Below are 26,443 nucleotides of genomic sequence, written 5' to 3' on the forward strand. Positions count from 1 at the left end.
CCCCCCCCCCCCCCCCCCCCCCCCCCCCCCCCCCCCCCCCCCCCCCCCCCCCCCCCCCCCCCCCCCCCCCCCCCCCCCCCCCCCCCCCCCCCGACTGCCGTCAGATCGCGGGCGGGAAGCGGTCCCAGACCCGGTGCGCGCCGAGCAGCTCGGTGATCTGGTCGATGACCGCGCCGGGTTCGGCGCCGATCACCACGCCCGGCTGGGTGGCCGCGGCTCCAGCGGCGTCCAGGACCGGGGCGACCTCGCCCCAGCCGCCGATCGCCTTCCCGTGGCGGAACGCCTCGGAGAGCAGCAGCAGGACCCGCGGGTCGGTCGCCGCCGCGTTCGCGGCGGCCGGCCCGCCGGCCTTGGCGTCCCGCGCCCCGTACGCGTCGTCGCCGCGGCCGGGGGCGCCGGCCAGCACCAGCGCGTCGAACTCGACGGAGCGCGCGTTGGCGAAGGTGCGCTGGACGGTGACGGGGTCGCCGCCCGGGTCGAGCACCCCGCCCACCGGGGCGACGACCAGCGGGACCATCCCGGCCGCCAGCACCGCCTCGCGGACCGAGCGGACGCCGGCGAGGTCGCCTGCGGCGTCGGTCACGATGCCGACGATCCGGCCGTCCGCCGGCCAGGTCCGGCCGAGCTGCGACAGGGCGGGGCTGGGCGGCGGCGAGGCGAGCTCGACGGTGGGGCGCGGGGCGGGCAGGCCGAGGCCGGCGGCCACCTCCGAGCAGAGCGTGGGGTCGATGTTGGCGAGCACCTGGAGGGCCCGTTCCTTGATCGCCTGCTCGTAGCACTTGCTCAGCTCGAAGGTGTACGCGGCGATGATGTGCTCCTGCTCCACCGGCGTCATGCTCAGCCAGAACAGCCGGGGCTGGGAGAAGTGGTCGGCGAACGAGGCCGGGGCCTGGCGCACCTTGCTCGCCTCGGGCACGGTCACCGGGGTCTCGACGAACGCGCCCGTGTCCGCGCCGGCCAGGAACGGGCAGCCGCCGTCGAGCGAGTTGGGGCGGTAGGGGGCGACGCCCCGGTGGACCGCCGTCTGGTGCATCCCGTCCCGGAGCATGTCGTTGACCGGGGCGTGCGGCCGGTTGATCGGCAACTGGGCGAAGTTGGGGCCGCCGAGCCGGGAGATCTGGGTGTCCAGGTACGAGAAGAGGCGGCCCGCGAGCAGCGGGTCGTCGGTGACGTCGATGCCGGGCACGAGGTGGCCGACGTGGAAGGCGACCTGCTCGGTCTCGGCGAAGAAGTTCGTCGGGTTCGCGTTCAGCGTGAGCAGGCCGACCGGCTGCACCGGGGCCAGCTCCTCCGGCACGATCTTCGTCGGGTCCAGCAGGTCGATGCCCTCGAACGTCTGGTCGGGGGTGTCGGGGAACGTCTGGATGCCCAGCTCCCACTGCGGGAAGGCGCCCGCCTCGATGGCGTCGGCGAGGTCGCGGCGGTGGAAGTCGGGGTCCACGCCGTTGATGATCTGCGCCTCCTCCCACAGCAGGGAGTGGACGCCGAGCCGGGGCTTCCAGTGGAACTTCGCCAGCGTGGTCTCGCCCGCCTCGTTCACCAGCCGGAAGGTGTGGACGCCGAAGCCCTCCATGGTCCGGTACGAGCGCGGGATGCCGCGGTCGGACATGTTCCACAGGGTGTGGTGGGCGGCTTCGGTGTGCAGGGTGACGAAGTCCCAGAACGTGTCGTGGGCGCTCTGCGCCTGCGGGATCTCCCGGTCGGGGTGGGGCTTGCCGGCGTGGATGACGTCGGGGAACTTGATCGCGTCCTGGATGAAGAAGACCGGGATGTTGTTGCCGACGAGGTCGAAGACGCCCTCCGCGGTGTAGAACTTCGTGGCGAAGCCGCGGGTGTCGCGGACCGTGTCCGCGGAGCCGCGCGAGCCGAGCACGGTGGAGAACCGCGTGAAGACCGGCGTCTCGACGTCCTTGGCGAGGAACGCCGCCTTGGAGACCGCCGACGCGGTGCCGTACCCCTGGAACACCCCGTGGGCGGCCGCGCCGCGCGCGTGCACCACGCGCTCCGGGATGCGCTCGTGGTCGAAGTGGGTGATCTTCTCCCGCAGGTGGTGGTCCTGGAGCAGGACCGGGCCGCGGGCGCCGGCCTTGAGCGAGTGGTCGGTGTCGTACAGCCGCGCGCCCTGCGCCGTGGTCAGGTACGCGCCGGCCTGGGAGCGGTCGGCGGGGTCGGCGCCGGTGTCGACGCCGGTGGGGCTCTGCGGGGCCGGGGCGCTCTGGTCCGGCTTGGCCGGGAGCGGGTCCCTCGGCCGGGTGGGTTCGTCGACCGGGGGCGTCCGGGAACCGGGCTTTCCGGGGATCCCCTCCTCGGGGGAGGACGGGCCCCCCAGGACGTCGGCGGCCTTCTCGGCGGCGGCCTTCAGGGGATTCTTGTCGCTCATGACAGCTCCGTACGTGAGGCGGGCGATGCCGTTGACGGGGTGGGTCCGTCGCCTCCCCGCCGTGCGGTGCGTCGCCACTGCCGGCGGCGCACCCTCCCGAGGTCGGCGGGAGCGGGGAGAGGCACGGCTCGCCGGGTACCCGGCGCGACCGGCTTCACACACCGCGCCCCGGCCCGCCACGCGCACAGGGGGCGGCCGGGCGGGTGACGGCCCGTTCAGACCGGGTGCGCGGGTCTCGACGGTCTGCGTACGGCGGTCTCGCGCGCGGCGTTCTCCCGGATGCGGCGGCAGGACTCGGCGATCAGGCGGGAGACGTGCATCTGGGAGACGCCCAGCTCGGCCGCGATGGCGCTCTGGGTCATCCCGGCGAAGAACCGCAGGTAGAGCACCCGTTTCTCACGCTCCGCGAGGCGGCGGATGCCGGGCCTCGCCGCCTCGCGGTCCAGGACCAGGTCGTACGCCTCGTCCATCACGCCCAGGCTGTCCCCGAGGAGCAGTTCGCCGCCGGCCACCGAGGCCTCGGCGTCGATGGACAGGGCGCTGAAGCCGTGCAGCGCCTCGCTCCCCTGGCGCACCTCCTCCTCCGTCAGCCCGGTGTGCTCGGCGATCCGGGCCGGGGACGGGGTGGCGCCCGCGGCGGCCAGCTCGGCCCCGGCCAGGCGCACCGCGTTGCGGAGGTTCTGGACGCGGCGGGGCACGTGCACCGACCACATGCGGTCCCGGAAGTGCCGTTTGATCTCGCCGGTGATGGTGGGCACGGCGAAGGGGGCGAAGGCGCGGCCCATGGCGGGGTCGTAGCGGTCCACCGCGTTCACCAGGCCGATCGCCGCAACCTGGCGCAGGTCCTCCAGCGTCTCGCCCCGGTTGCGGTAGCGGCCTGCCAGCCGGTGGGCCATCGGGAGCCAGGCGCAGATGATCTGCCCGCGCAGGTGCTGCCGCTCGGGCCCCTCGGGCATCTCGGCGAGGCGGCGGAAGTCCGCCGCCGAGTCGGGGTCGTCGGCGTACCGGCTCTCGACGGCCATGGGGTGCTCAACTCCTCACCGAACGGGCTGGCTGACGCCCGGGAGGATGGTGCGGCGGGGTGCGCGCCGTGCAGCGGCGAGCCCGGCCCGTGCGGCATCCGTCGCCGGGACGTGCCTCACCTCCGAAGCACCCAGTGGCCTTGCCACGCGCGGCGGCCCGTGAAAACCGTCGCGCGCGGCGTTCACCCGACCGGCTCCGCCGCGGACCGGCCGGGGAGGAGGAGCCGGCCGAGGTGTCGGGCGGCGGTCAGGCGCGCCGTGCGGTCGGCGCGCCCGCGCCCGCCGGGACCGGGCCCGGTCCGCCGTCCGCCGCCAGCGGTGCGCGGAGCGCGGTGCGGCCCTCGCGCCATGCCGCGAGCAGGTGGGCGGCGAGGCGTCCTTCGAGGTGCTCGGTCGCCTCGATGCCCAGCACGACGTCCGCCGCGAGGCGGGGCTCGTCCTCCAGCAGCCCGCCGATCACCTCGCGGCGGACGATCTGCTCGTGGACGGCGTCGGCCTCCACGTGCTCGTCGTAGAACCGCTGGGCGGCGGGGCCGGCGCCCGCGCGGCGCAGCGCCTCGGCCAGCCGCCTGGACCCCGGCGACGAGGTGATCTCCACGGCGGCGAAGTGGCCGACCAGCGCACCGCGCAGCCGCCGGTGGAGTCCGAACAGGGACATCATGTTGACGACGGCCAGCGCCTGGGCGGGCGCGGCGTCGAGGTAGCGGCCGTACTCCGGGTCGAGGCCGAGGTCGGCCATCAGCTCGGCGAACAACTGGGCGTGCACGTCCTCGGCCCGCCCCGCCCCGAACTCGTCGAACTCCACGGCGACCATCCCCGCCTTGGCCCGGCCGCGCAGCCGGGGCACCACCCACAGGTGGGGGTCGGCCTCCTTCAGGTGGTAGAGCGAGCGCAGGGCGGCGTACTCCCGCAACTGCCACCACTGGGCCTCCCGGCGCAGGTGGTGGCTGACGCTGTGCCCGTCGTCCCCGACCGGCTCCAGCAGCAGGGCGTCCACCGCCTCCGCCACGTCGTCCCCGCCGGAGCCGCCGTCCCGCCGCAGGGCGTCCAGGAAGACGTCCTCGGCGGCGGCGCGCACCCGCAGCAGCTCGGGGTCCCACTCCAGGCGCTCGTCCACCCCGTCGAAGCCCCGGTAGTGGAGCTCGTACAGGGCGTAGAGCAGGAGCTGGAGGTCGTCGCCGTACGGGTCGGCCCGACGGATCGCCGCCTCGTCGGGCAGCCGCGCCCCGCGGCCGGCCAAGGCGTCGAGGACGCCGGCGGACAGGGGGCCGCGGGCGGTCGGGGCCGCGGGGTCCCGGCGGGCGGTGGTGGCTGGACTGGTCACGTTCGGTTCTCCTCGTCCCGTCGCGGGTCGCGCTGTTCGCCGGGGGCGGCGTCGGGCGGCCCGGCGGGCTTGCGGCGGCGGTGGCTGGTGTCGCACCAGGGGTGGGTCCGGCTGCGGCGGCAGGTGCAGATCGCCACGACGACGCGGTCGGACCGCACGGGGACGCCGTCGGCGCCCACCACTTCGACGGGGCCCTCCACCAGGACGGGCCCGTCGCGGTCCACCGCCACCCGGCGTGGCTTCTCATCCCTTGCGCGCACGGATCACCACCAGCTCTTCCTTGTCGAGATGGGCCGGCAGCAGCCCCCGTGCCCGCAGCCACGAGCTGCGGGCACGGGTGACGGGGCCGAACGGGATGTGCGCCCGGTCGATCACCACGGGGTCGAGCCCCGCGGCCGCCAGCCGGCCGAGGGTCTTCTCGGGGCGGCTCAGCGCCGACTGGACGAGGAGCAGCATCCCGCCGGGGCGCAGCGCGGTGGACGCGCCGTCGCAGATCCGGTCGAGGAGCACCCGGCCGTCGAGCCCGGCGTCCCAGGCCCGTTCCGCGCCGCGGCGCGGTACGGACGCGCTGGGGGCGGGCACGTAGGGCGGGTTGCTGATGAGCGCGTCGAAGGACCGGCCGGGCAGGACGGAGAACAGGTCGCCGCGCCGGACCTCGACGGGCAGCCGGGCGAGCGCGCTGTTCAGCCGTACGGAGGCGACCGCCCGGCGGCCGATGTCCACGGCCGTGACCCGCGCGCCCAGCCGGGCGGCGTGCAGGGCCAGGGCGCCGCTCCCGGTGCACAGGTCCAGCACCTCCATCCCCGCGCCGAGGCCCTCGCGGCGCATGGCGGCGGCCAGCAGCAGGGTGTCCTCCTGGGGGCGGTAGACGCCGGGGAGCCGCAGCACCCTGCCGACGCCGTCGGCGGAGGGGTGCGGGGTCAGCGCGGCGCCCCCGCCGTCGCGGACCCCGCCCCTCGGGTCGTCAACGGCCGGCACGGGGGCATCCTCTCCACCGCTGCTGCGCCCGCGCCGCGGCCGGTCGGCGTCGTCCTTCCGCGCTGAGTCCTTCGTCGTCGAGCACTGTTCCGTTCGGCTCCTCGATCGGTTCGCGGGCTCCGCGAAGCTCGGCCCGCGGGAGCCGGCCCCGGGCGCGCACGGCGGCTGCCCGTGCGGTCGGGGCGAGTTCCACGGGTGGGCGGTTCCTGTCTCCTCGTCGGCGGCCACGATCCGGATGGCCGAGACTCGGCCATCCGGATCGGCCGAAACGTCGTATGTCTGGAGTGACCCGGAAGCGCGCGAGTAAACATCCGTTCCTGGTGGGGCCGGTGGGAGGCGGCCGGGTCACCGGGTCCGGGCGCGCCGCACGGCGGCGTGCAGGGCGCGCCGGGTGGCCGGGGGCAGGGGGACGCCGTGGAAGCTCGCGACGAGCTGGCGGGCGATGTCGCGCAGTTTGAGATTGCCGTCCTGGGAGGCGGTGACGAGGATCTGCCAGGCCTGCCGGCTGGTGCAGGGCGTGGTGGCGATGAGGATGCCGCGGGCGATGTCGATGACCGGCCGGGTGCTGAGCGCGGCGCGCAGCCCCTCCAGTTCGCCCAGGAGCGCCGCGACGTCGTCGGCCGGCCGGGGCGGGGTGCGGGTCGGCGCGGCCGGCCCGTCGCGGTCCCGGCCGGGTCCTGCTGGCATCTGGGTCTCCCTGTCTCCCCGTCCGCGCGGTGTGCGCGTGTGCGTCGCGTCAGGAACCACCGCCGCGCGGCCGGCTCCCGTCCGTGCGCGGGGGCCGGGTCGGGGGCGGGGACTGGGTCGGGGTCTGGGTCGGGTCCGGGGAGGGAAGGGCCCCGGCGGGCCGCGCCGGGGCGGCCCGCCGGCCGGCGACGGGTCCTGGCGCGACCGGGGGGAGCGCGCGCACCGCGCGCCCTCCCCCGGCACGGAGCCTAGGCAACGCGGCGGGGCGCGTCGACCGCAACACGCGGCCGCCGGGGTGCGGTGCTCAGCCCACGTACCGGCGCGCGGTCGAGGTGCGCCGGGCCCTCTCCAGCAGGCGCAGCCGGGCTTCGAGGGCGCGCGGCACCGGCTCCCGCTGGCGCAGCACCCACGGCAGCCCCGCGGCCGCCTGCCCGAAGGCCCTGGCCGACGCCTTGTCCCTGGGGACGGTGCGCAGCAGGTGGGCGGTCCGGCGCAGGGCCGGGGCCCAGGGGCGGCGCAGCCAGGTGAACCAGAGCGTGTTGCGCAGGCCCAGGGTGCGCCGCGCGGTGCTGTCGCGGACCGCGGAGGCCGCGTGGTGGATCAGCAGCTCGGGCGCGTAACTCAGCCACCATCCCTGCCGCAGCAGGTCGGTGGCCAGCAGCTCCTCCTCGCCGCCCAGCCAGAGTCCGGGGTGGAAGCCCCCGGCCGCCCGGAAGGCGTCCGTGCGCATGACGGTCGCCGCCGCCAGGAACGATCCGAGGGCGGGCCCCGGCAGCCAGGCGGGTCCCTCCAGCGGCGAGTCGCGCAGCTCGGCGACGACCGGGTCCTCCTCCCCCGACGGCTCGACGACGATGCGGGCGGTGACCGCCGCCAGCAGCGGTCGCGGGTCGAGGAGGTCTGCGGCGCGCCGCAGGGACCCCGGCTCCCACCAGGTGTCGTCGTCGCAGAAGGCCACGTACGGCGTCCGCACCCGCTCGACGGCCAGATTGCGGCCGACCGCGCCCAGGTTCCGGCCGGGTCTGAGCAGGGTGGCCTCGGGGAAGAGGCGGGCCACGGCCTCGGCGGTGCCGTCGAGGGAGCCGTTGTCGGTGACGATCACCGGGGGCCTCTCGGGCAGGTCGCGCAGGAGCCGCAGGGTGCGCAGCAGTTCGGGGCGGCGGTTGTGGGTGATCACCACGACGGTGGTGCGGGGGTCGTTCACACGCTCTCCTTCCGCACGGCTTCCTCCTCGGCGTCCCCCGCCGGTGCGTGGTGTCGCAGCAGGCGCACCGACCGTTCGACGCGCGGGGGCAGCGGGCGGCGCTGCCGCAGGGCGGCGGGCAGTCTGACGAGGGCTCCGCGCAGCGCCGCCGCGGCCTGGGGCTCGCCCCGCACGGCCGCCGCCGCCAGGGTCGCGGTGTGCCCGAGCGCCACGCCCACCGGCCGGCGGAGCCAGTCGGTCAGGAGGGCGTTGCGGCGCAGCAGCGCCGTGCGGCCCGGCCGGTCGGCGGGGTCCGGGTGGTGGTGGGCGGTCACGGAGGGGTCGTAGGCCACCCCCCACCCGGCGGCCGCGAGATCGTAGGCCAGCAGGGTCTCCTCGGCCCCGAAGAACAGCAGCGGGTGGTAGCCGCCGACGTCCAGATGGGCCCGTCTGCGGACGACGCAGGCGCAGCCGAGGAAGCCGAGGACGGGCCGGCCCGGAAGCCCTGGCTCCGGGGGCAGCGGCGAGCGGGCCAGCAGGGCGTTGACCGGGTCGTCCCGCTCCTGGGGGCCGACCAGGCTGCGGGCGGCCAGCAGCCCGAGGCGCGGGTGCGCGTCGAGGAGGTCGGCGGCGCGCCGCAGCGCTCCGGGCCGCCACCAGGAGTCGTCGTCGCTGAAGGCGACGTACGGGGTCCGCGCCTCGCGCACCGCCAGGTTGCGGCCCAGCGCGCCGGTGTTGCGGCCGGGCACGAGGACGGTCGCGCCGACCGGGTGGGCGCGCAGGGCGGCGGTCGCCGCCCGGTCCGCGCCGTTGTCGACGACCACGACCGGCGGCCGCTCGGGCAGGCGGGCGAGCCGGTCCAGGGTGCGCAGCGCGCTGTCGGGCCGGTCCTTGGTGATCATGGCGACGGTGGTCCGGTCGTCGGGCCCCGGCGCCCTCGGCGCCGCGCGCTCAGCCACGCCCGCTCGCCTCCGCGGGGCGGCGGGCGCTCGCGCGGGCGTGCGCGAGTACGTGGGCCGCCACCTCGTCGGCCCCGATGCGCAGCAGCGACGGGTCGGGGACCGGTCCGTGCGGGTCGCCGGGCGGGCCGGGTCGCCACAGGGCGGTGTGCCGGGCGTCCGGCGGCGGCCCCCACAGGTGCGGCGCGACCGGTCCGAAGAGGGTGACCGAGCGGGTCCCGTGGGCGACGGCGAGGTGGGCCGGGCCGGTGTCCCCGCTCAGGAGGCAGGCGGCCCCGGCCACGAGGGCGGACAGCTCGGCGAAGGGCAGTCCGCCGGACAGGACGTCCTCGGGCCCGAGCCCGGCCGCCTCCGCCACGGCGCCGGTCAGCCGCTCCTCGCCGGGGCCGCCGGTGACCACGACCCGGCAGCCGGCCGCCCGCAGCCGCCGGGCGACGGCGGCGTGGCGGGGGGCCGGCCAGCGCCGGGCGGCGGCTTCGGCGCCGGGGTGGACGACCACCGCGCCGGGGGCCGGGGAGGGGGCGGCCGGGGGCGGCAGGGCGACGTCGGCGGGGTCCGCGGCGATGCCGTACGCCGCCAGGAGGCGGCACCAGCGCCGGCGCTCGTGGTCCTCGCGCCGCCAGACGGGCGGCTCGGCGGCGGTCGGGGCGGGGTGCGCGTACGAGATGATCCGGCGCGGTTCGAGGGCGGCGAGCGCGGCGTGGCTCTCGGGCCCGTTGCCGTGCAGGTCGACGGCGACGTCCGGCGGGGCCCCGCGCCAGCCGGTGAGCACGGGCACGCCCCGCCCGGCGGCCCGGGCGGGCAGGACGGTGTCGACGGCCCCCGTGGCCAGCGCGGCGTCCCGCAGCGAGGGGGGCAGGGCGAGGACGATCTCGTGGCCGGGGAAGGCGCGGCGCAGTCCGCGCAGGGCGGGCACCCCGGCGAGGAGGTCGCCCAGGCCCAGGGCGCGCAGGACCAGGAGCCGGGGCGCGGGGCCGGGGGCGGGCACGGCGGTCACCTCCGCGCGGCGCGGGAGCGGCCGGCGGCCGGTCCGGGCGGGTCGAGGGCCGCCCGTGCGGCGAGGGCGGTGGTGGAGCGGCCGTCGAGGTAGGGCAGCAGGACGACCTCCCCGCCCCAGCTCCGCACCAGCGAGGCTTCGGGGAGCCGGGCGAGCGCGTAGTCGCCGCCCTTGGCCCAGACGTGCGGGCGCACCTCCGCCAGCAAACGTTCGGGGGTGTCCTCGTCGAAGACGGCGACCGCGTCGACGCAGCCGAGGGCCATCAGCACCCTGACCCGGTCGGCGGCGGGCACCAGGGGCCTGGTCTCGCCCTTGCGGCGCCGTACGGAGTCGTCGGAGTTGACGCAGACGATGAGGCAGTCGCCGATGCGGCGGGCGGCCTGGAGGAGGGCCACGTGGCCCGCGTGCAGCAGGTCGAAGCAGCCGCCGGCCGCCACGACGGTGCCGCCCTCGGCGCGCACGCGCGCGGCCAGGCGGACCGGGTCGGCGGGGGTCCGCGGGTCGGCGGGGCCGTCCGGGCGGGCTTGCGGCGGCGCGTCGGCGCGCAGGGCCGCCGCACCGCCGTCCGCGACGTACCGGGTGGCGGCGCGCACCGCGCCCCGCACGGCCGCCTCCGGCAGGGCGCCGTCGGCCAGCAGCCCGGCGGCGCTCGCGGCGAAGCAGTCGCCCGCGCCGCAGGCGTCGCCGGCGACCGACCGGGGGGCGGAGACCAGCAGGGGGTCGTCCCCGTGGGAGAGCAGCGCGCCCGATCCCCCCAGGGTGACCGCGACGGAGGTGACGCCCCAGGCGTGGATCAGGGTTCGGGCGTCGGCGGCGGAGCACGCCCAGGGGGCCCGCTCTCCGGGTCCCTCCGCCCCGGAGCGGGGCGGGCCGTCGCCGCGGGCGCCCTCGGCGAGGGCGCGGGCCTCGGCGGCCGAGGGGGTGGCGAGCCTGACCCCCCGCACCGGCGGCCCGCCCCGCGGGTGCGGGTCCCAGACGACGGGGACGCGGGCGGCGGCCCGGTGGAGCGCGTCGCGCAGGACGTCGGCGGCCCCCCGGCCGTAGTCGGCGACCAGGACCGCCCGCGCCGCGTCGAGGGCGGCCAGGGCCTCCTTTGTGGCTTCGGCCGCCCGCCCGTCGCCCTCGTCGAGTCTGAGCACCGGGACGCCCTGGGCCAGGATGCGCGTCTTGCGCGGGAGCCCGCCGGTCAGCGGCAGTTCGACGAGGCGGACCCGGTCCCGCAGGAGGCGGCGGAGCGTCCGCCCGGCCTCGTCGTCGCCGACCGCCGTGACGAGGGTGACCTCGCGCCCGGAGGCGGCCGCGAGGTACGCCGCGAGCGCCGCGCCGCCGGGCCGGGTGGTGCGGCGGGCCCCGTGCACCACCGGGACCGGGGCGTCGGGGGCCAGCCGGTCGGCCCGGCCGGACAGGTCGTGGTCCAGGAGGGCGTCCCCCACGACGAGCAGCGGGGCGGGGCCGGTCACAGCGCGCCCTCCTCGACGGCCGCCGGCGCGCCGGGGCGCTGCCGGGAGAGCGCGGCGTTCTCCTCGCAGACCTGGTCGAACGCCTCGCAGAGCATGTGCACCGCCACCAGGTGGATCTCCTGGACGGTGGCGGAGACGGGCGCGGCCACGCACAGCGCCTCGTCGCAGGCCGCTTCCAGCGGGTTGGGGGCGGGGCCGGTCAGCGCCCAGACGGTCATGCCGATCCGGCGGGCCTCGGCCGCCGCCGTCAGCAGGTTGGCGCTGGCGCCGCTGGTCGACAGGAGCATGAGGACGTCGCCGGGGCGGCCGTGGGCGCAGGTCTGCCGGGCGAACACCTCCTGGACGCCGTAGTCGTTGGCGATCGCGGTCGTGGAGGAGGTGTCGGCGTGCAGGGCGAGCGCCGAGAACGGCGGGCGGTCGTCGCGGTAGCGGCCGACCAGTTCGGCCGTCAGGTGCTGGGCCTGGGCGGCGCTGCCGCCGTTGCCCGCGACGAGGAGCCTCGCCCCGCCGCCGAGGCGGCCGGCGAGCTCGGCGCCCCAGCGGTGGACGAGGGGGCCGTGGCCCCGGAACGCGGTGAGCGCCGCCATCAGATCGTCGCAGTGACGGACGTGCTGGGTGAGGGTCATCGGACTGCTCCCGAGAGTGAGGGGGTGGCGCGCACGGCGTCGTAGACGCCGGCGACCTGTTCGGCCACGCGGTCCCAGCCGTAGTGCGCCAGCACGCGTTCGCGGCCCGCCCTGCCGTAGCGGGCCAGCCGTTCCGGGTCGTCGAGCAGGGCGCGGATCGCCGCGCCGAGGCGGTGCTCCTCCCCGGCGCCGGGTGCGACCAGCGCGCCGGTGACCCCGTCGACGACGGTGTCGAGGTGCCCGCCCACGGCGGTGGCGACCACCGGGGTGCGGCAGGCCATGGCCTCGATCGGCACGATGCCGAAGGGTTCGTAGTCGGGCAGCGAGAGGACCAGGTCCGCCCCCGACATCAGCCGGGGCATCCGGTCGTGGGCCACCGCCCCGAGCAGGGTGACCCGGTCGCCGACCCCGTGGTCCTCGGCCACCTTGCCCAGCCGCTCCGCCTCCGGGTCGGCGAACAGCAGCTCCGCCTCCGGGCCGCCCGCGATCAGCAGTTCGGCGTCGGGCACCTCGGCCAGGGCGCGGATCGCCCGGTCGAAGCCCTTGCGCCGCACGAGGCGGCCCACGGCCAGCAGCCGGCGCCGCCCCCCGGCGCGGGCGGCGCCGGGGACGGGGGCGAAGTGGCGCGGGTCCACGCCGCAGGGGACGACGGAGACGCGGTCGGGGTCCACCCCCATCGCGACGAGTTCGGCGACCTCGTCCGCGCAGGTGGCCAGCACCCGCCGGCAGGCGCGGCCGATGGCCGCCTCGATCGCCAGGCGCTGGGGCGGGCTGGTGTCCTCGTCGCCCTGGTGCCGCTTCTTGACGGTGCCGAGCGCGTGGTACGTCTGCACCACGGGCACCCCGAGCCCGCGCGCGCCGGCCAGGGCCGCCGTGCCGGACATCCAGAAGTGGGCGTGGACCACGTCCGGCGGGGAGGAGCGCCAGTGCCGGGCGAGGTGGGCGCCGAACTCCGGCATGAAGGCGAGGAGTTCATCCTTGGGCACGCGGGCGGGCGGCCCGGCGGGCACATGGACGACCTTCGCCCCGCCGGCCATGGCGACCTCGGCGGGCAGGTCGGGCCCGTCCCTGCGGGTGTAGACGGTGACGTCGTGGCCGCGCCGGGCCAGATGGCCGGCGAGCTGGGCGACGTACACGTTCTGGCCGCCCGCGTCCGGGCCGCCGAGGTCGGCCAGCGGGCTGGCGTGTTCGGAGACCAGCGCGACCTTCGGCGGGGCCGGTCGGTTGCGGCTCATCGCGTCACCTCTTTCATCAGGTGCTCCCAGTCGTCCAGGAAGCGCTGCACCCCGAAGCGGGCCTGTGCGGCGGCCCTGGCCCGCTCCCCCGCGTACGCCGCCTGTCCGGGGTCGGCGAGGAAGCCGCGTACCGCGTCGTCGAGGACGTCCGGGCGGTTGGAGACGACCCCGGCGTCGTCGGGCACCGCCTCGCGCACCTCGGTGGTGTCCAGGGCCACGACGGGCATCCCGAGGAACATGGCCTCCAGCAGCGACAGGCCCAGCGACGTCCAGCGCACCGGGTGGAGGTAGACCCGGCAGCGGGCCATGGCCGGGTGGAGCCGGTCCTGCGGCAGGTCGCGCGTGCGGCAGCGGTCCGGGGGCAGGCCGAGGTGGTCGGCCAGCCCCTCGGTGTGCATCCCGAAGACGTCCAGGGGCGCGGTGCGGGCGAAGTGCGGCAGCAGGTCGGTGCCGGTGGTGCGGCCCCGGCGCACCGGGTCGTTGACCACCACGGCGACCCGCTGCTCCTCGCCGGTCCACAGGGGGCCGGGGTCGATGACGCCGTGCTCGATGACGGTGGCCGGGGCGCGCCCGTTGTCCCACATCAGCCGGTTGAAGTGGGTGACGTGGACGAGGGTGACGTCGTCGCGGTCGGCCACCGGGTGCCGGGCGCCCACGGGCGCGTCGTCCGGGGTGTTGTGCTCGACGTAGACCGCGGGCACGTCGGCGCCGGGGCGGCGCCCGGTCCAGCGGTGGGCCAGTTCGATCTCGTGCGGGCGCTGGAGCACCATGAGGTCGATGTCCCGCCGGCGCAGTTCGTCCGGGCTCACCTCGTGGACGTTCGGCGGCCACTGCCAGGTCGCGGCGCGGCCCAGTCCGTCCGGGCCCCGGTCGGGGGTGACGGGGACGAGGTAGGTGTGCGGGCCCTGGACGAACGCGGTGGCCCAGGAGCCGTGCACGTGCCAGATGAGGATGTTCATGGCTGCTCCTCGATGAGCTTGCGGACGGCTCGCACCACGTCCTGGGGGGTGACGTCGTCCAGGCAGGGGTGGCCGGGGACGGGGCAGTGCCGGGCGCGGGTGTCGGCGCACTTGGCGAACTGGTCGCCGAGCACGACGGCGGGCACCCCGAACGGGGCCCAGCGTTCGGCCGGGACCACCGGGGCGAAGAGGGAGACCACCGGGGTGCCCACGGCGGCGGCCAGGTGGGCCGGCCCGGTGTTGCCGCTGACCAGCACGTCGGCGTTGCGCAGGACCCCGGCCAGCCGGCGCGGGTCGGTGCGGCCCCCGAGGTCCAGGGCCGTGTCGCCGCTGACGCGCCGGGTGAGGGCGCTCTCCTCCGGCCCGCCGGTGACGACGACCCGGTGGCCGGCGTCCGCGAGGGCCCGGACGGCGGCGGCGCACCGCTCGGGGCTCCAGGCCCGCGCCGGGGCGCTCGCGCCCGGATGGACGACGACGTAGGGGCCGTTGCCGGTCAGCGGGACGGTGTCGGGGGCGGGCAGCACCCGCAGCCGGCCGTCGTCGCCGGGCGGGGGCGCGAAGCCCATGGCCACGGCGGTGTCCAGGGCGGCCTCCGCCTCGTGGCGGCCGGGCAGCCGCCGGTGCCGGACGTCCAGGAGGGCGCCGGGGTGGTCGGTGCTGTCGGCCCCGACACGGCGCACCCCCGCCATCCGGAGCAGGAGGGCGGTGGGCAGCGGGCTCTGGTGGAAGGAGGTGAGGATCAGCGCGGTGTCGTACGCGGCGTCGCGGACGCGCCCGACCAGGGTCTCGACGCCGGCCTCGGCCACCGGCGGCGGGTTCACGCCCTCCCAGGGCGCCTCCCAGGTCAGTACGGAGTCGACGCCGGGGAGCAGGCGGGCGGCGGCCTCGCCGCGCGGCGAGCACAGCAGGGTCACGTGCGAGGCGCTCGCGGCGACGGCGCGGACGGCGGGGCCCGCGAGGAGCACGTCGCCGAAGCTGTCCAGGCGTACCACCAGGGCTTTCATACGGCCTCCCGGCGTGCGTCCAGGACGGCGCGCACGGCGGTCAGGACGTCCGGCGCCGTCCAGCGCTCCGCGTCGATCTCGCGGCGCAGGGTCGCCGCGTTGGGGACGAGGACGCCGCGGGCCCCGGCGGCGCGGGCCGCGAGGACGTCGGCGCGGATGTCCCCGATCACCACGCACTCCTCGGGCGGCACGCCGAGCCGGCGGGCGGCCTCGACGACGAGGCCGGGCCGGGGTTTGCGGCAGGGGCAGCCGTCCTCGGGGGCGTGGGGGCAGAAGACCCACGCGCCGAGCGCGCCGAGCAGTTCGTCGGCCCGCCGGTTGACCCGGAGGACGTCGTGCTCGGTGAGCAGGCCCCGGCCGATGCCCGACTGGTTGCTGACGACCCCGGTGGCGACGCCCTCGGCGCGCAGCAGGTCGGCCGCCTCGCGTGCGCCGGGCAGGAGCCTGACCCGGTCGGGGTCGCCGTTGTAGGGCACGTCCTCGACCAGGGTGCCGTCGCGGTCGAAGAGGACGGCGGACACCGGGCGCGAGGACGGCGGGCGGGGGTTCATCGGGGGCCTCCCCAGGGCTCGGGGGCGCGGTGCGCGGCCTGTCCGGCGAGCCAGTGCCAGGTCGCGAGGGGCGGGATGAGCACGCTGGTGACGGCCATGGTGGCGACCTCGTCGCCGGTACGGGGTCCGGGGGCGATGCGCGCCCAGGCGAACTCGGCCGTGGCGGCGGCCCACAGCCCGGCGGCGAGCGAAGCCGGGCGGGGGCGGCCGGCCGCCGCCGCGAGGACCGCGGCGCAGGCCAGGGCGGTGGTGGCCAGGTGTCCGGGCAGCCGGCCGCGGGGCGCTCGGGCCCGCTGCCACCAGTCGGGGCCGTGCAGGCGGTCCATCAGCACGTCGTCGGCGTTGCCGCGCTGGGCGCGCAGGGAGGCCCAGCGGTCGGCCGGGCGGACGGGGTGGCGGGTGACGCGCTCGCCCCGGCGCAGCGACCAGCCGGCGGCCATCACCCGCAGCGCGAGGTCGGCGTCCTCGCGGAAGGCGCGCGGGAACCTCTCGTCGAAGCCTCCCGCCTCCTTCAGCGCGACCGCGCGGTAGGCCATGTCGGCGGTGGCCCAGGCCGCCCGCTCCAGGCCGGCGGTGCCCCGCTCCCAGTCGGTGGGGCGGCGGTCCTCGGGCAGCGGGACGGTGAGCCGCCCCTGCACTCCCCCGACGCCCTCGCCGGCCGCGGCGAGGTCGGCGGCGAGCCGGTCGGCCCAGTCGGGCAGCACCTGGACGTCGTCGTCGAGGAAGACCACCCAGGGCGCGCCCACGGCCTGCCGGCCCGCGTTGCGGGCGGCGGCGGGGCCGCGGCCGCCGGTGGCCAGGACGCGCACGGGGAGGCCGCAGGCGGGCGGGAGCGGCAGCCGGCCGTCCGGAGCCGGCCGGTCGTCGACCACGACGACCTCGGCCGGGCGCGGCCCCGAGCAGGCGTCCAGCGCCCGCAGGCAGTCCGCGAGGCAGGGCCGGCCGATGGTGGGGACGACCACGGCGTACTCCGCGCTCCCGGCGGCCGGGGCGTTCGCGTCCGTGCTCATGCGAACGCCCCGGCGCGCCGTACGGCGAAGGGCCCGAGGGCGAGCAGGTCCACCGGGGCGGACCCGAAGCACTCCAGGGCGTCGCGGGGGTCGTCGACCATGGGGCGCCCCGCCGTGTTGAGGCTGGTGTTGACGACGACGGGCAGCCCGGTGCGCCGTTCGAACGCGTCGAGCATCCGGGCCACCAGGGGTTCGGCGGCGGCGTCCACGGTCTGGATGCGCGCGGTTCCGTCGACGTGCACGACCGCCGGGATGCGCGCGCGCCAGGCCTCGGCGACCTCGTGGACGAAGAGCATGTACGGGCTGGGGAGCGGCCCGTCGAAGATCTCGGCCGCCCGCTCCCGGAGCACCATGGGCGCGACCGGCCGGAACTCCTCGCGGCCCTTGACCGCGTTCAGGCGCTCCAGGTTCTCCGCGCGCCCCGGATGGGCCAGCAGGGAGCGGTGGCCGAGCGCTCGGGGGCCGAATTCGGAGCGCCCCTGGAACCAGGCGACCACGCCGTCCCGGCTCAGCTCCTCCGCGACGGTCTCGGCGATGTCCTCGGGCTCCTCGTACGGCACGGCGGCCCGCTCCAGCCAGCCGCGCAGCTCCGTGTCGCTCCAGCCGCGGCCGAGCGCGGCGCTCCCCATCGCCTCGACCGGCTCCGCCTCGCCGGCCACGTGCAGGGCCGCGCCGAGGGCCGTCCCGGCGTCGCCGGCGGCCGGCTGCACCCAGATCTCGCGGAAGGGGCTCTCGCGGTACAGGCGGGTGTTGGCCACGCAGTTGAGGGCGACCCCGCCCGCGAGGGCCAGCACGTCCTGGCCCGTACGGGCGTGCAGCCAGCGGGCGAGGTCCAGCATGACCTCCTCCAGGCACGCCTGGGCGCTCGCGGCGACGTCGGCGTGCTCCCGCGTCCAGGGGGCGCCGGGCTCCCGGCCGGGCACGAGCGACTCCCACGGCACGGGCCGGGCCGTGAAGCCGCCCGAGCCGTCCGCCTGGACGAACTCCCGCAGCCGCTCGGCGAAGCGCGGCTCGCCGTAGGAGGCGAGGGCCATCACCTTGAACTCGTCGCTGCTGCGCAGGAAGCCGAGGTGCTGGGTGAGGTCCTCGTAGAACAGGCCCATGGAGTCCGGGAGCTTCTGCGAGGTCAGCACGGTCAGGCGGCGTGCGTCGTAGTGGCCGGCGAGGTGCGAGCCGCACTCGCCCCGGCCGTCCAGCACGAGGACCGCGCAGTCGGGGTGGGGGGACGCCTGTCCGGCGGACGCGGCGTGCGCCACGTGGTGGGGGACGAAGCGCACCGCGCCGGGGTCCAGGCCGGGCAGCGCCTCGGCGAGGAACTCCGGGGCACGGCGGGCGTACTCCTGGCGCAGGTGGTCCCACGGGTCGTGCAGGCCCAGCACGTCGGCGGGGGCCGCGAGGGCGGGGTCGTAGGAGTAGGCGACCGCGTCGAGGTCGGCGGGGCGCAGCCCGGCCTGTTCGAGGCACCAGCGGGCGCTCAGCTCCGGCAGCTCCCAGGCGGAGAAGGGGACCGGGCGCTTCCCGTGCTTGCGGCGGCTGAAGCGCTCCTCCTCCGCGGCCGCGACGGTCCTGCCGTCGACGACGAGGGCGGCGGCGGGGTCGTGGAAGAGGGCGTTGATACCGAGGACGCGCATGGGACCTCCGTCAGAGCTGCGGCGCCGGGCCGGCGGTTTCGGGCTGGGCCGCGAAGTGGGCGATGGTGCGCTTGAGCCCTTCCTCCCAGCCCACCTTGGGCTCCCAGCCCAGGAGTTCGCGGGCGAGCGTGGTGTCGGGCCTGCGCCGTTCGGGGTCGTCCACGGGGCGCTCGACGAAGGAGATCGGCGAGGCGGACCCGGTCAGCGCGATGACCCGGCGGGCGATGTCGAGGACGGTGGACTCCTCGCCGCCGCCGATGTTGACCGGTCGGACCGCCTGGCTGGCCGCCACGAGCAGGACGCCGTCGACGGTGTCGTCCACGTAGCACAGGGAGCGCGTCTGGCCGCCGTCGCCGGCCACGGTCAGCGGTTCCCCGGCGAGCGCCTGGCAGACGAACGTGGGGACGGCGCGGCCGTCGTGGGCCCGCATCCGGGGCCCGTAGGTGTTGAACATCCGGACGATGCCCGCGTTCAGGTTCAACGTCCCCGCGTGCGCGGTGACCAGGGCCTCGGCGAACCGCTTGGACTCGTCGTACACGCTGCGCGGCCCCACCGGGTTGACGTTGCCCCAGTAGTCCTCGCGCTGCGGGTGGACGAGGGGGTCGCCGTAGACCTCGGAGGTGGAGGCGAGCAGGAAGCGCGCGCCGTCGCGCCGGGCGACGGCCAGGGCGTTGCGGGTGCCGAGGCTGCCGACGTCCATGGTCTCCAGCGGGTGGCGGAGGTAGTCGGCGGGCGAGGCCGGGCAGGCGAAGTGCAGGACGAGGTCGTAGGGGCCGTCCAGTTGGTCCCGCGCCGCCGCGCGGGACACGTCGCACCGCACGAACCGGAATCCGGGCCGGTCCGCCAGATGGGCGATGTTGTCCTCGGAGCCGGACAGCAGGTTGTCGGCGCAGTCGACTTCGACTCCCGAATCCAGCAGCCGTTCGCACAGGTGGGAGCCGAGGAAGCCCGCGCCGCCGGTGACGACGGCGCGACGCCAGGGGACTGGTGTCGTCAGCAAGGACATAGGACGGCCTTTCGTCCGCGGGGGAGGAATGCCTCGTCGCGCCGGGCGCGCCGGAGGCGGGGCCCCGTGGGGCGGCGGCCCGGCGCGGGGCGCGGGGGCTCGGGCGGCTCGCCGTGGTCCCGACGAGCCGAGCGGCCGAGTTCGGGGACGAGTACGTTTCACACGTCGAACTCTGCTTGCCTGAGCCAACATAGGACACGGTCCGCGCGTCGGCATTCCGGGCGCTCGCCGCACCGGGCCCCGGCTCGACGGGAGCCCGCCTGCTCACCGCCGGGGAGCGGACGGGCTCGGGAGTCCGCTCGGCGTCCCTCTCCCCCGGCCCGCCGAAGGGGTGGCGGCGCCGGGTCGCCATGGTTCGTCCCGTTCGACCGGTACGTTCCCTTCCAGGCGGGTACGCGCAGGGCATGAGCGCTCAGAATCCCGACCCCGATCCGCGCGACACGTCCGGGCTGGAGCCCGGTGGCGGCGTGCCCGTCGGCGACACGCCCCCGGCCGAGGGCAGCACCTCGGAGGCGGGCCCCCGGCACGAGCCCCCCAGGGGGTGGGCCAAGGGGCCGCTGATCGCCATCTGCGCGGTGGCCGTGCTGGTGGCGGCCTTCTTCCTCGCGTACGCGCTGCTGCTCTGACCCCGCCGCGGGCGGTCGCCGGTGTTTGGACCGGGGCAGCGGTGGTACTCGCGGACGGCGGAGACTTTCGACGTGCGGCAGCAGTCCGGCGCCCCGGCCGACCGGCGGGGGCCGCCGGCCGAGGACGCGAGGAGAACCATGGCCGTCCGGCACCACCTCATCGACCGACCGCCGTCCGCGGTGTGGTCCGTACTGGAAGACGAGAGCCTGTACGGCGCGTGGGTCGTGGGGACCTCGGGCTCGCGCCCGGAGAGGGGCCACTGGCCCGAGACCGGCTCGTCGATCACCTACAGCCTCCGCCTGGGGCCGGTGGAGCTCACCGGCCGCACGGTCGTCCGGCACATCGAGAAGCCGCGCTGCCTGGAGCTGGAGGCCGAGGCCGGCCCGCTGGGCTCGGCCCGCATCGCCTTCGACATCCGGCCGTGGGGCGACAAGACCCTCGTGATCGTCGACGAGCACCCCCTGCGGGGCCTGGGCGGCCTGCTCCACAACGCGCTGCTGGACTCGTTGATACAGCTCCGCCACCGCGCCATGCTGGCGCGCCTCACCCGCCTGGTCGAACACGTGGCGGACGCGGACGGCGCGCGCACGGCACCGGCCTGACGGGCGTGGGCGGCGGCCTCGGGCACGGGGCGCCGGCCCTCGGAGGAAGGGAGACGCCATGGTCGACGCCGTGGTGATCGGAAGCGGCCCGAACGGCCTGGTCGCGGCCAACCTGCTGGCGGACGCGGGCTGGTCGGTGGAGGTGCTGGAGGCGCAGGACGAGCCGGGCGGCGCGGTGCGCAGCGACCGGGGGGTCCACCCCGACTACGTCAGCGACGTGTTCAGCTCCTTCTACCCGCTGGCGGCGGCCTCCCCGGTGCTGGCCCGGCTGGAGCTGGAACGGGAAGGGCTGCGCTGGAGCCGCGCCCCCAGCGTGCTCGCCCATCCGCTGCTGGACGGCAGTTGCGCCGTGCTGGGCCCCGACCCGGAGGCGACCGCCGCGAGCCTCGACGGCTTCGCCCCCGGGGACGGACAGGGCTGGCTGGACCTCTGCGGCATCTGGGACCTCCTGGGCGACGACATCGTCAGGGCCCTGTTCGCGCCGTTCCCGCCGGTCCGCGCCGGGGCCGCCCTGGCGGCCCGGTTGCGGACGGCGGGCGGTCTGCGGCTGGCCCGCAGCCTGATCCTGCCGGTCCGCAGGCTCGGCGAGGAGGAGTTCGCCGGGGAGGGCGGCCGGCTCCTGCTGGCCGGCAACGCCCTGCACGCGGACCTGGCGCCCGAGGCGGCCGGCAGCGGCGGCTTCGGGTGGCTGATGTCCATGCTGGGGCAGACCCACGGCTTCCCCGTGCCGGCCGGCGGCTCCAGCGCCCTCACCTCCGCGCTGGTGCGCCGGTTGCGCGGCCGAGGGGGCAGGGTCCGGTGCGGGCAGGCGGTGACCGAGGTCGTCGTGCGCCAGGGCCGGGCCGTGGGCGTGCGCACGGAGGCGGGCGACGCGGTCCCCGCCCGCAGGGCCGTGCTCGCCGACGTCTCCGCCCCCTGCCTGTACGGGAGCCTGGTGCGCCCCGAGCACCTGCCCTCCATGCTCCTCGACGACATGCGGCGCTTCCAGTGGGACTTCGCCACGTTCAAGGTGGACTGGGCGCTGGACGGCCCCGTCCCGTGGAGCTGCCCGGCCGCCGCGTCGGCGGGCACCGTCCACCTGGCGGAGGGCGTCGACGAGCTGACCCGGTGGGCCGCCCAGATCGCCCGCGGCCTCGTCCCGGACCGCCCGTTCCTCCTCATGGGGCAGATGACCACCGCGGACCCCAGCCGGTCCCCGCTGGGCACCGAGTCGGCGTGGGCCTACACCCATGTCCCCCACCGGGTGAAGGCGGACGCCGGGGCCGAGGGCCTGTCGGGCGCGTGGGACCCCGCGGAGCAGGAGCGGATGGCCGACCGGATGGAGGCCCAGGTGGAGCGGTACGCCCCCGGCTTCCGCAGCCGCGTCCGCGCCCGGCGGATCCTCTCCCCGTCGACGCTCCAGACCGCGGACGGCAACCTCCACAACGGCGCCATCAACGGGGGCACGGCCGCCCTGCACCAGCAGTTGGTGTTCCGGCCGGTGCCGGGCACGGGCCGCTCCGAGACGCCGGTCAAGGGCCTCTACCTGGCCTCCGCCTCCGCGCATCCGGGCGGCGGGGTGCACGGCGCTCCGGGCGCCAACGCCGCGCGGGCCGCCCTCCGTTCCGGGCGGGGCGCCACCGCGGTGTGGACCGCCGCGCAGCGGATGCTGACCCGCCGGGACCGGACCGGCGAGGCCGCCACCGGCACGGGCTGAGGTGTGCCGCGGGCCGGACGGGGAACCCGCACCGGCCCGCGGGCCCCCGCCCGCCCCTCAACCGATCTGGGAGACCACGCCATGACGACCCCCCACCCCCTTCCCGGTCAGGACGAGTCCTACTGGATGGCGAGCACCGACGCGCCGGAACACCCGCGCCTGGCCGAGGACGCCGAGGTGGACGTCGCCGTGGTGGGCGGCGGCATCGCGGGGCTCAGCACGGCGTGGGAGGTCGCCCGGACGGGGCGGAGCGTCGCGGTGCTGGAGGCGGACCGCATCGCCGCCGGCGTCACCGGCTACACCACCGCCAAGGTGTCCGCCCTGCACTCCCTGGTCTACGACCACCTGCGGCGCACCCGCGGCGCGGACGCCGCCCGCCTGTACGCGCTGTCGCAGCAGGACGCGGTGGAGCGGTTGGCGTCGATCGTCGACGAGCTGGGCATCGCCTGCGATCTGGAGCGGGTGAGCGCCTACTCCTACGCGGCGGGCGCCGCGTCGCGTGAGGCGGTCGAGGCGGAGGCCCGCGCCGCCGCCGAAGCCGGCCTCCCGGCGACGTTCGTCACCTCGACGGACCTGCCGTTCCCGGTCGGCGGCGCGGTCCGCCTGGACGGGCAGGCGCAGTTCCACCCGCGGAAGTACCTCCTGGCCCTGGCCGCCGACCTGGCGGCCCGAGGCGGCGTCGTCCACGAACGCACCCGCGTCACCCGTCTGGCGGAGGGATCGCCGTGCCGGCTGACCACGGAGGCCGGGTACACGGTGACGGCCGGCGCGGTGGTCGTCGCCACGCACTACCCCGTGTTCGACCGGGCGATGCTGTTCGCCCGGCTCTCGCCCCGGCGGGAGCTGGTGGTCGCCGCGCCCATCGACGCCGCGTCGGCGCCCGAGGGGATGTACATCACCGAGGACGAGGGGAAGCGCTCGGTGCGCTCCGCGCCCCTCGACGACGGCCGGCGCCTCCTGATCGTCACCGGGGAGAGCTTCACACCCGGCACCGGCGACCCGCGGGAGTCGTTCCGCCGCCTGGACGCCTGGATGCGCGAACGGTTCCCGGTCGGCCCCACCGCCTACCGCTGGGCGGCGCAGGACAACGACCCCAGCGACACGGTGCCGCTCGTCGGCCCCTTCCACGTCGGCGCGCGCAACACCTACGTCGCCACCGGCTTCGGCGGCTGGGGGATGACCGGCGGCGTCCTCGCGGGCCGGCTGCTGGCCTCCCTGATCGACGACGCGGACGTCCGGCCGCCCTGGGCCGAGCTGTACGACCCGCGACGCCTGGGCAGCCTGGTGCGGGAGGCCCCCAGCCTGCTGAGCCAGCAGGCCGAGGTGGCGAAGCACTTCGCGGGCGACCGGCTCCGCGTCACCCACGTGGACTCGGTCGCCGAGATCCCTCCGGGCACGGGCGCGGTGGTCCGGGTCAAGGGCCGCCGCTGCGCCGTCCACCGGGACCAGGACGGCACCGTACGGGCGGTGTCCGCCCGCTGCACCCACCTCGGCTGCCTGGTCGCCTTCAACGACGCGGAGACCACCTGGGAGTGCCCGTGCCACGGGTCCCGCTTCGGCCTCGACGGCGAGGTGCTCCAGGGCCCGGCGGTCCGCCCGCTGGAGCAGGTGGACGTGACCGGCGACGGGGACGTGTGAGGCCGCGTCCCGCGCGGAGGCCCCGCGGGCGCGGGCGCGCGGCCCCCGCACCCCGCGTCTAGGCTGGGTGGTGACCGCGGGCGGACCGGCGGCGGCGCGGGTCCGGCGGCCCGCGGGCAGTGCTTCGACTCCCCCGGCGGAAGGGCGGTGGCGAGGAATGCGGTTCAGCGACCGTCGCCACGCCGGCCGGGAACTCGCCGCCAGGCTCCTGGAAGAGGGAGTGGCGGGCGACGCCCCGGCCGTCCCCCTCGTCCTCGCGCTCCCCCGCGGCGGCGTCCCCGTCGCGGCCGAGGTCGCGCGGGCGCTGGACGCGGCGCTCGACGTCCTGGTCGTCCGCAAGATCGGGATGCCGGGGCGGCCGGAGACCGGGATCGGCGCGATCGTCGGCGACGACCCGCCGCTGTTCGACGGGCGGGCCCTCGACGCGCTCGGGCTGCGGGGGGACGCGCTCGCCGCCGACGTGGCCCGCGAGCGGGCGGAACTGCGCCGCCGCGAGCGCGTCTACCGGGGCGACCGGCCCCCGCCCCGCGTCCGGGGCAGGACGGTGGTCCTCGTCGACGACGGGCTCGCCACCGGCGTCACCGCACGCGTCGCCCTGCGCCACCTGCGCCGGCGGGCCCCGTACCGGCTGATCCTCGCCGTGCCCGTCGCCGCTCCCGGCGGCGCCGGGACGGCGGGGGCGGAGGCCGACGCCGTCGTCTGCCTGTGCCAACCGCCCGACTTCTCGGCGGTGGGGCGGTGGTACGACGACTTCGACCAGGTGAGCGACGACGAGGTCCTCGGCGCCCTGCGGGATGCCGACGGAGAAGACCCCCTGGGGAGATGGACATGAGACGAGGCACGGAACCGGTCGACGCCCGCAGTGCGCTCGGGCTCAGGACGGTGCTCGCGTGGGCCGCGCTCGCCGTGTTCGCCGTGGCGGCGGTCCTGCTGGCGCTCTCGGCGGCCGCCGCCGACCCCGGCGACTCGCCGAGCCAGGCGCAGCGGGCGCTGGTGGCCGGGGTGTGCGCCCTCGTCGCCGCCACCGCGGGCGTCGACCTCCTGGTGCTGCGGCGACGGCGCGCCCAGGAGCGGCAGCGCCGCTGACGCCGGGCCCCTGCCGCGTACGGCGCCCGCCGGGGCCGGACGCGGCAGGGCTACGGGCCGGCGGGGGTGCGCAGCGCCAGCATGGCCACGTCGTCGTCGTTGTCGGCGGGGCGCACCTGCTCCAGGAGCGAGTCGCAGAAGGAGTCCAGCGGGCGGTGGGCCAGGGAGGCCGCGTACCGGCGCAGCCGGTCCAGCCCGTCGTCGATCGAACGGTGCGGGGACTCCACCAGGCCGTCGGTGTAGAGCAGGACGGTGGCGCGCGGCGGCAGGACGGCGAGGGCGTCGGGGCGCGGCTTGACGAGCCCCGTCCCGAGCAGGATGCCGTGGGCGCCGGTGAGGTATTCGGCGCGGCCGTCGTGGGTGACCAGCAGGGGCGGAGGATGCCCGGCGTTCGTCCAGCGCAGCCGCCACAGCCCGTCGTCGCCGGAGGTGAGGATGGCCAGGATCATGGTGGCCATGGGCACCTCGGCGATGTGCTTGACCGCCTCGTCGAGCTGGGTGACGACGGCGCTGGGGGTGGCCCGCGGCCGGGACCAGGCGAAGGCCCTGAGCATGTTGCGGACCTGCGCCATGCCGGCCGCGGCGTCGAGGTCGTGCCCCACGACGTCGCCGATGGCCAGGGCGTGGTCGTTGCCGGTCAGGGCGAACGCGTCGTACCAGTCGCCGCCGACGGAGGAGGCGTGCGGGGCGGGCACGTACCGCGCCGTCATCTCCACGCCGGGCACGGAGGGGAGCTGGGGCAGCAGGTGGCGCTGCATGGTCTCGGCGACCTTGCGCTGGCGCTGGTAGAGGCGTGCGTTGTCCAGCGCCAGCCCGGCCCGGCGGGTGATGTCCTCCAGCAGGGGCAGATCGTCGGGGGTGAAGGCGTCGGCGCGCCGGGAGCGGCCCAGGGTCAGGGCGCCGAGCACGTCGCGCAGGCCCCGGATCGGCGCGATGATCGCCGAGTGCATGTCCGTCTCGCTGAACAGGCGGCGCTGCTCGACGGCGATCCCCGAATCGGGCCGGCCCTGGTAGGCGGCGGGGCCGGTGAGGGAGGACGAGGCGCCGCGCAGCGCCCGCGACAGGGGCATCGGCGACTCCTCCGGCACCGGGGGCATGGGCCCCTGGAGGTCCTTCCGCTCGACGAGGACGCCGTCCCGGTGTTCCATCACCAGGGCGCGCCGCACCTCGTCCTGCTCGGTGAGCAGGTCGATCACGGCCCAGTCCGCGAGCCGGGGGACGGTGAGGCCGGCCAGGCGGTGCAGCGCGTCGTCCACGTCCAGGGTGGACGTGAGCTGGGTGGTCGTCTCCGCCAGCAGGGCCAGCCGGTCCAGCTCCGTCAGCGGCGCGGGCGCCCCGGCGGGGTCGTCCTCCGATCCGCTCGGCTCCAGCCCGTACAGGAGCACCAGCGCCCCCTTCCTCCCCGACGCGGGCGCGTGCGGCGCGGCCAGCCAGGACAGGCCGACCAGCGTGCCGTCGCCGCGGGCGAACCACTCCGCGACGCCGTGCCCGGTCCGCCCGGCGAGCAGCGCCTTGCGCAGTCGGCAGCGGGTGCGGGGCATGGTGTGCCCGTGGCTGTCGCGGTGCAGCAGGTCGTGGGAGTCCTGGCCGACGAGTCCGTCGCGTCTTCGGCCGAGCACGTTCTCGGCCGCGGCGTTGGCCGAGAGGATGACGCCGTCGTCGTCGACCACGAGGGCGGCGGTCCGCACGTCCTCCAGCGCCGTGCCGAACGGGTCGCCGGACAGGGGCGGGTGGCCGGGTACGGGTGAATCACCCGTACCGGCGGCGGTGACGTTCATGGCCCTC

General features: G+C 77.1%; 25 protein-coding genes. 6 read left to right on the top strand and 19 right to left on the bottom strand.

The features are described from left to right. Positions 1–100 precede the first annotated feature (100 nt). From ACZ6EJ_RS23045 to ACZ6EJ_RS23130, 18 genes are all read right to left on the bottom strand, one after another. On the bottom strand, positions 101–2,380 hold the full coding sequence (locus ACZ6EJ_RS23045) for a catalase (protein WP_469269643.1): 2,280 nt from the start codon (positions 2,378–2,380) through the stop codon (positions 101–103). Positions 2,381–2,595: 215 nt separating this feature from the next. Beyond that, positions 2,596–3,402, bottom strand: a complete 807-nt coding sequence (locus ACZ6EJ_RS23050) for a SigB/SigF/SigG family RNA polymerase sigma factor (RefSeq protein ID WP_469269644.1) — start codon at positions 3,400–3,402, stop codon at positions 2,596–2,598. 247 nt (positions 3,403–3,649) lie between these two features. Continuing rightward, on the bottom strand, positions 3,650–4,726 hold the full coding sequence (locus ACZ6EJ_RS23055) for an iron-containing redox enzyme family protein (protein WP_469269646.1): 1,077 nt from the start codon (positions 4,724–4,726) through the stop codon (positions 3,650–3,652). Next, on the bottom strand, positions 4,723–4,956 hold the full coding sequence (locus tag ACZ6EJ_RS23060; protein ID WP_469269647.1) for a CDGSH iron-sulfur domain-containing protein: 234 nt from the start codon (positions 4,954–4,956) through the stop codon (positions 4,723–4,725). The genes ACZ6EJ_RS23055 and ACZ6EJ_RS23060 overlap by 4 nt, the downstream gene beginning before the upstream one ends. Before the next feature lie 13 nt (positions 4,957–4,969). Then, the gene (locus tag ACZ6EJ_RS23065; RefSeq protein WP_469269649.1) at positions 4,970–5,704 is read right to left on the bottom strand and encodes a HemK2/MTQ2 family protein methyltransferase; all 735 of its coding nucleotides are present in this window, start codon (positions 5,702–5,704) and stop codon (positions 4,970–4,972) included. A 345-nt stretch (positions 5,705–6,049) separates the two neighbouring features. Beyond that, positions 6,050–6,391: an ANTAR domain-containing protein gene (locus tag ACZ6EJ_RS23070; protein ID WP_469269650.1), complete on the bottom strand. Its 342-nt coding sequence runs from the start codon at positions 6,389–6,391 to the stop codon at positions 6,050–6,052. Between the two features lie 304 nt (positions 6,392–6,695). Continuing rightward, positions 6,696–7,592, bottom strand: coding sequence for a glycosyltransferase family 2 protein (locus ACZ6EJ_RS23075; RefSeq protein WP_469269652.1), 897 nt, complete (start codon positions 7,590–7,592; stop codon positions 6,696–6,698). Then, a complete protein-coding gene (locus tag ACZ6EJ_RS23080; protein ID WP_469269684.1) occupies positions 7,589–8,473 on the bottom strand; it encodes a glycosyltransferase family 2 protein in 885 nt (294 codons plus the stop codon). Before ACZ6EJ_RS23080 ends, ACZ6EJ_RS23075 begins: the two co-directional genes overlap by 4 nt. 49 nt (positions 8,474–8,522) lie before the next feature. Next, entirely contained in the window at positions 8,523–9,527 is a 1,005-nt protein-coding gene (locus ACZ6EJ_RS23085; protein ID WP_469269653.1) for a glycosyltransferase family 9 protein, read from the bottom strand. After that, on the bottom strand, positions 9,524–10,987 hold the full coding sequence (rfaE2, locus tag ACZ6EJ_RS23090) for a D-glycero-beta-D-manno-heptose 1-phosphate adenylyltransferase (protein ID WP_469269654.1): 1,464 nt from the start codon (positions 10,985–10,987) through the stop codon (positions 9,524–9,526). The genes ACZ6EJ_RS23085 and rfaE2 overlap by 4 nt, the downstream gene beginning before the upstream one ends. Continuing rightward, a complete protein-coding gene (locus ACZ6EJ_RS23095) occupies positions 10,984–11,613 on the bottom strand; it encodes a D-sedoheptulose-7-phosphate isomerase (protein ID WP_469269656.1) in 630 nt (209 codons plus the stop codon). Before ACZ6EJ_RS23095 ends, rfaE2 begins: the two co-directional genes overlap by 4 nt. Beyond that, positions 11,610–12,848 (bottom strand): glycosyltransferase, encoded by a 1,239-nt coding sequence (locus tag ACZ6EJ_RS23100; protein WP_469269657.1) that lies wholly within the window; start codon positions 12,846–12,848, stop codon positions 11,610–11,612. Before ACZ6EJ_RS23100 ends, ACZ6EJ_RS23095 begins: the two co-directional genes overlap by 4 nt. After that, positions 12,845–13,807 (bottom strand): glycosyltransferase, encoded by a 963-nt coding sequence (locus ACZ6EJ_RS23105; RefSeq protein ID WP_469269658.1) that lies wholly within the window; start codon positions 13,805–13,807, stop codon positions 12,845–12,847. Before ACZ6EJ_RS23105 ends, ACZ6EJ_RS23100 begins: the two co-directional genes overlap by 4 nt. Then, positions 13,804–14,811: a glycosyltransferase family 9 protein gene (locus tag ACZ6EJ_RS23110; protein ID WP_469269660.1), complete on the bottom strand. Its 1,008-nt coding sequence runs from the start codon at positions 14,809–14,811 to the stop codon at positions 13,804–13,806. The genes ACZ6EJ_RS23105 and ACZ6EJ_RS23110 overlap by 4 nt, the downstream gene beginning before the upstream one ends. After that, complete coding sequence (locus ACZ6EJ_RS23115) at positions 14,808–15,362, bottom strand: D-glycero-alpha-D-manno-heptose-1,7-bisphosphate 7-phosphatase (protein WP_469269661.1); 555 nt, start codon at positions 15,360–15,362, stop codon at positions 14,808–14,810. Before ACZ6EJ_RS23115 ends, ACZ6EJ_RS23110 begins: the two co-directional genes overlap by 4 nt. Beyond that, positions 15,359–16,372 (bottom strand): glycosyltransferase family 2 protein, encoded by a 1,014-nt coding sequence (locus tag ACZ6EJ_RS23120; protein ID WP_469269663.1) that lies wholly within the window; start codon positions 16,370–16,372, stop codon positions 15,359–15,361. The genes ACZ6EJ_RS23115 and ACZ6EJ_RS23120 overlap by 4 nt, the downstream gene beginning before the upstream one ends. Further along, positions 16,369–18,003 carry a carbamoyltransferase family protein gene (locus ACZ6EJ_RS23125; RefSeq protein WP_469269665.1) on the bottom strand — a complete coding sequence of 545 codons (1,635 nt, stop codon included), beginning with the start codon at positions 18,001–18,003 and terminating at the stop codon, positions 16,369–16,371. Before ACZ6EJ_RS23125 ends, ACZ6EJ_RS23120 begins: the two co-directional genes overlap by 4 nt. 10 nt (positions 18,004–18,013) lie before the next feature. Beyond that, complete coding sequence (locus tag ACZ6EJ_RS23130) at positions 18,014–19,009, bottom strand: NAD-dependent epimerase/dehydratase family protein (RefSeq protein WP_469269666.1); 996 nt, start codon at positions 19,007–19,009, stop codon at positions 18,014–18,016. A 404-nt stretch (positions 19,010–19,413) separates the two neighbouring features. Here ACZ6EJ_RS23130 and ACZ6EJ_RS23135 point away from each other — a divergent pair, with 404 nt between their 5' ends. The 6 genes from ACZ6EJ_RS23135 to ACZ6EJ_RS23160 all read left to right on the top strand — a co-directional run bounded on the left by ACZ6EJ_RS23135 (position 19,414) and on the right by ACZ6EJ_RS23160 (position 24,658). Further along, positions 19,414–19,635, top strand: a complete 222-nt coding sequence (locus tag ACZ6EJ_RS23135; RefSeq protein ID WP_469269668.1) for a DUF6480 family protein — start codon at positions 19,414–19,416, stop codon at positions 19,633–19,635. Between the two features lie 138 nt (positions 19,636–19,773). After that, positions 19,774–20,238, top strand: coding sequence for an SRPBCC family protein (locus ACZ6EJ_RS23140; protein ID WP_469269685.1), 465 nt, complete (start codon positions 19,774–19,776; stop codon positions 20,236–20,238). A 58-nt stretch (positions 20,239–20,296) separates the two neighbouring features. Then, a complete protein-coding gene (locus tag ACZ6EJ_RS23145) occupies positions 20,297–21,934 on the top strand; it encodes a phytoene desaturase family protein (RefSeq protein ID WP_469269670.1) in 1,638 nt (545 codons plus the stop codon). 81 nt (positions 21,935–22,015) lie between these two features. Then, positions 22,016–23,572: an FAD-dependent oxidoreductase gene (locus tag ACZ6EJ_RS23150; protein ID WP_469269671.1), complete on the top strand. Its 1,557-nt coding sequence runs from the start codon at positions 22,016–22,018 to the stop codon at positions 23,570–23,572. 157 nt (positions 23,573–23,729) lie between these two features. Further along, positions 23,730–24,404, top strand: coding sequence for a phosphoribosyltransferase (locus tag ACZ6EJ_RS23155; protein ID WP_469269672.1), 675 nt, complete (start codon positions 23,730–23,732; stop codon positions 24,402–24,404). Beyond that, complete coding sequence (locus ACZ6EJ_RS23160) at positions 24,401–24,658, top strand: DUF6343 family protein (RefSeq protein WP_469269673.1); 258 nt, start codon at positions 24,401–24,403, stop codon at positions 24,656–24,658. The genes ACZ6EJ_RS23155 and ACZ6EJ_RS23160 overlap by 4 nt, the downstream gene beginning before the upstream one ends. 50 nt (positions 24,659–24,708) lie before the next feature. On the opposite strand, the gene ACZ6EJ_RS23165 is transcribed toward ACZ6EJ_RS23160, so the two are convergent. After that, positions 24,709–26,436 carry a PP2C family protein-serine/threonine phosphatase gene (locus tag ACZ6EJ_RS23165; protein WP_469269674.1) on the bottom strand — a complete coding sequence of 576 codons (1,728 nt, stop codon included), beginning with the start codon at positions 26,434–26,436 and terminating at the stop codon, positions 24,709–24,711. Positions 26,437–26,443: the final 7 nt, after the last annotated feature.

It is taken from the genome of Streptomyces sp. NPDC041970, assembly GCF_055588985.1.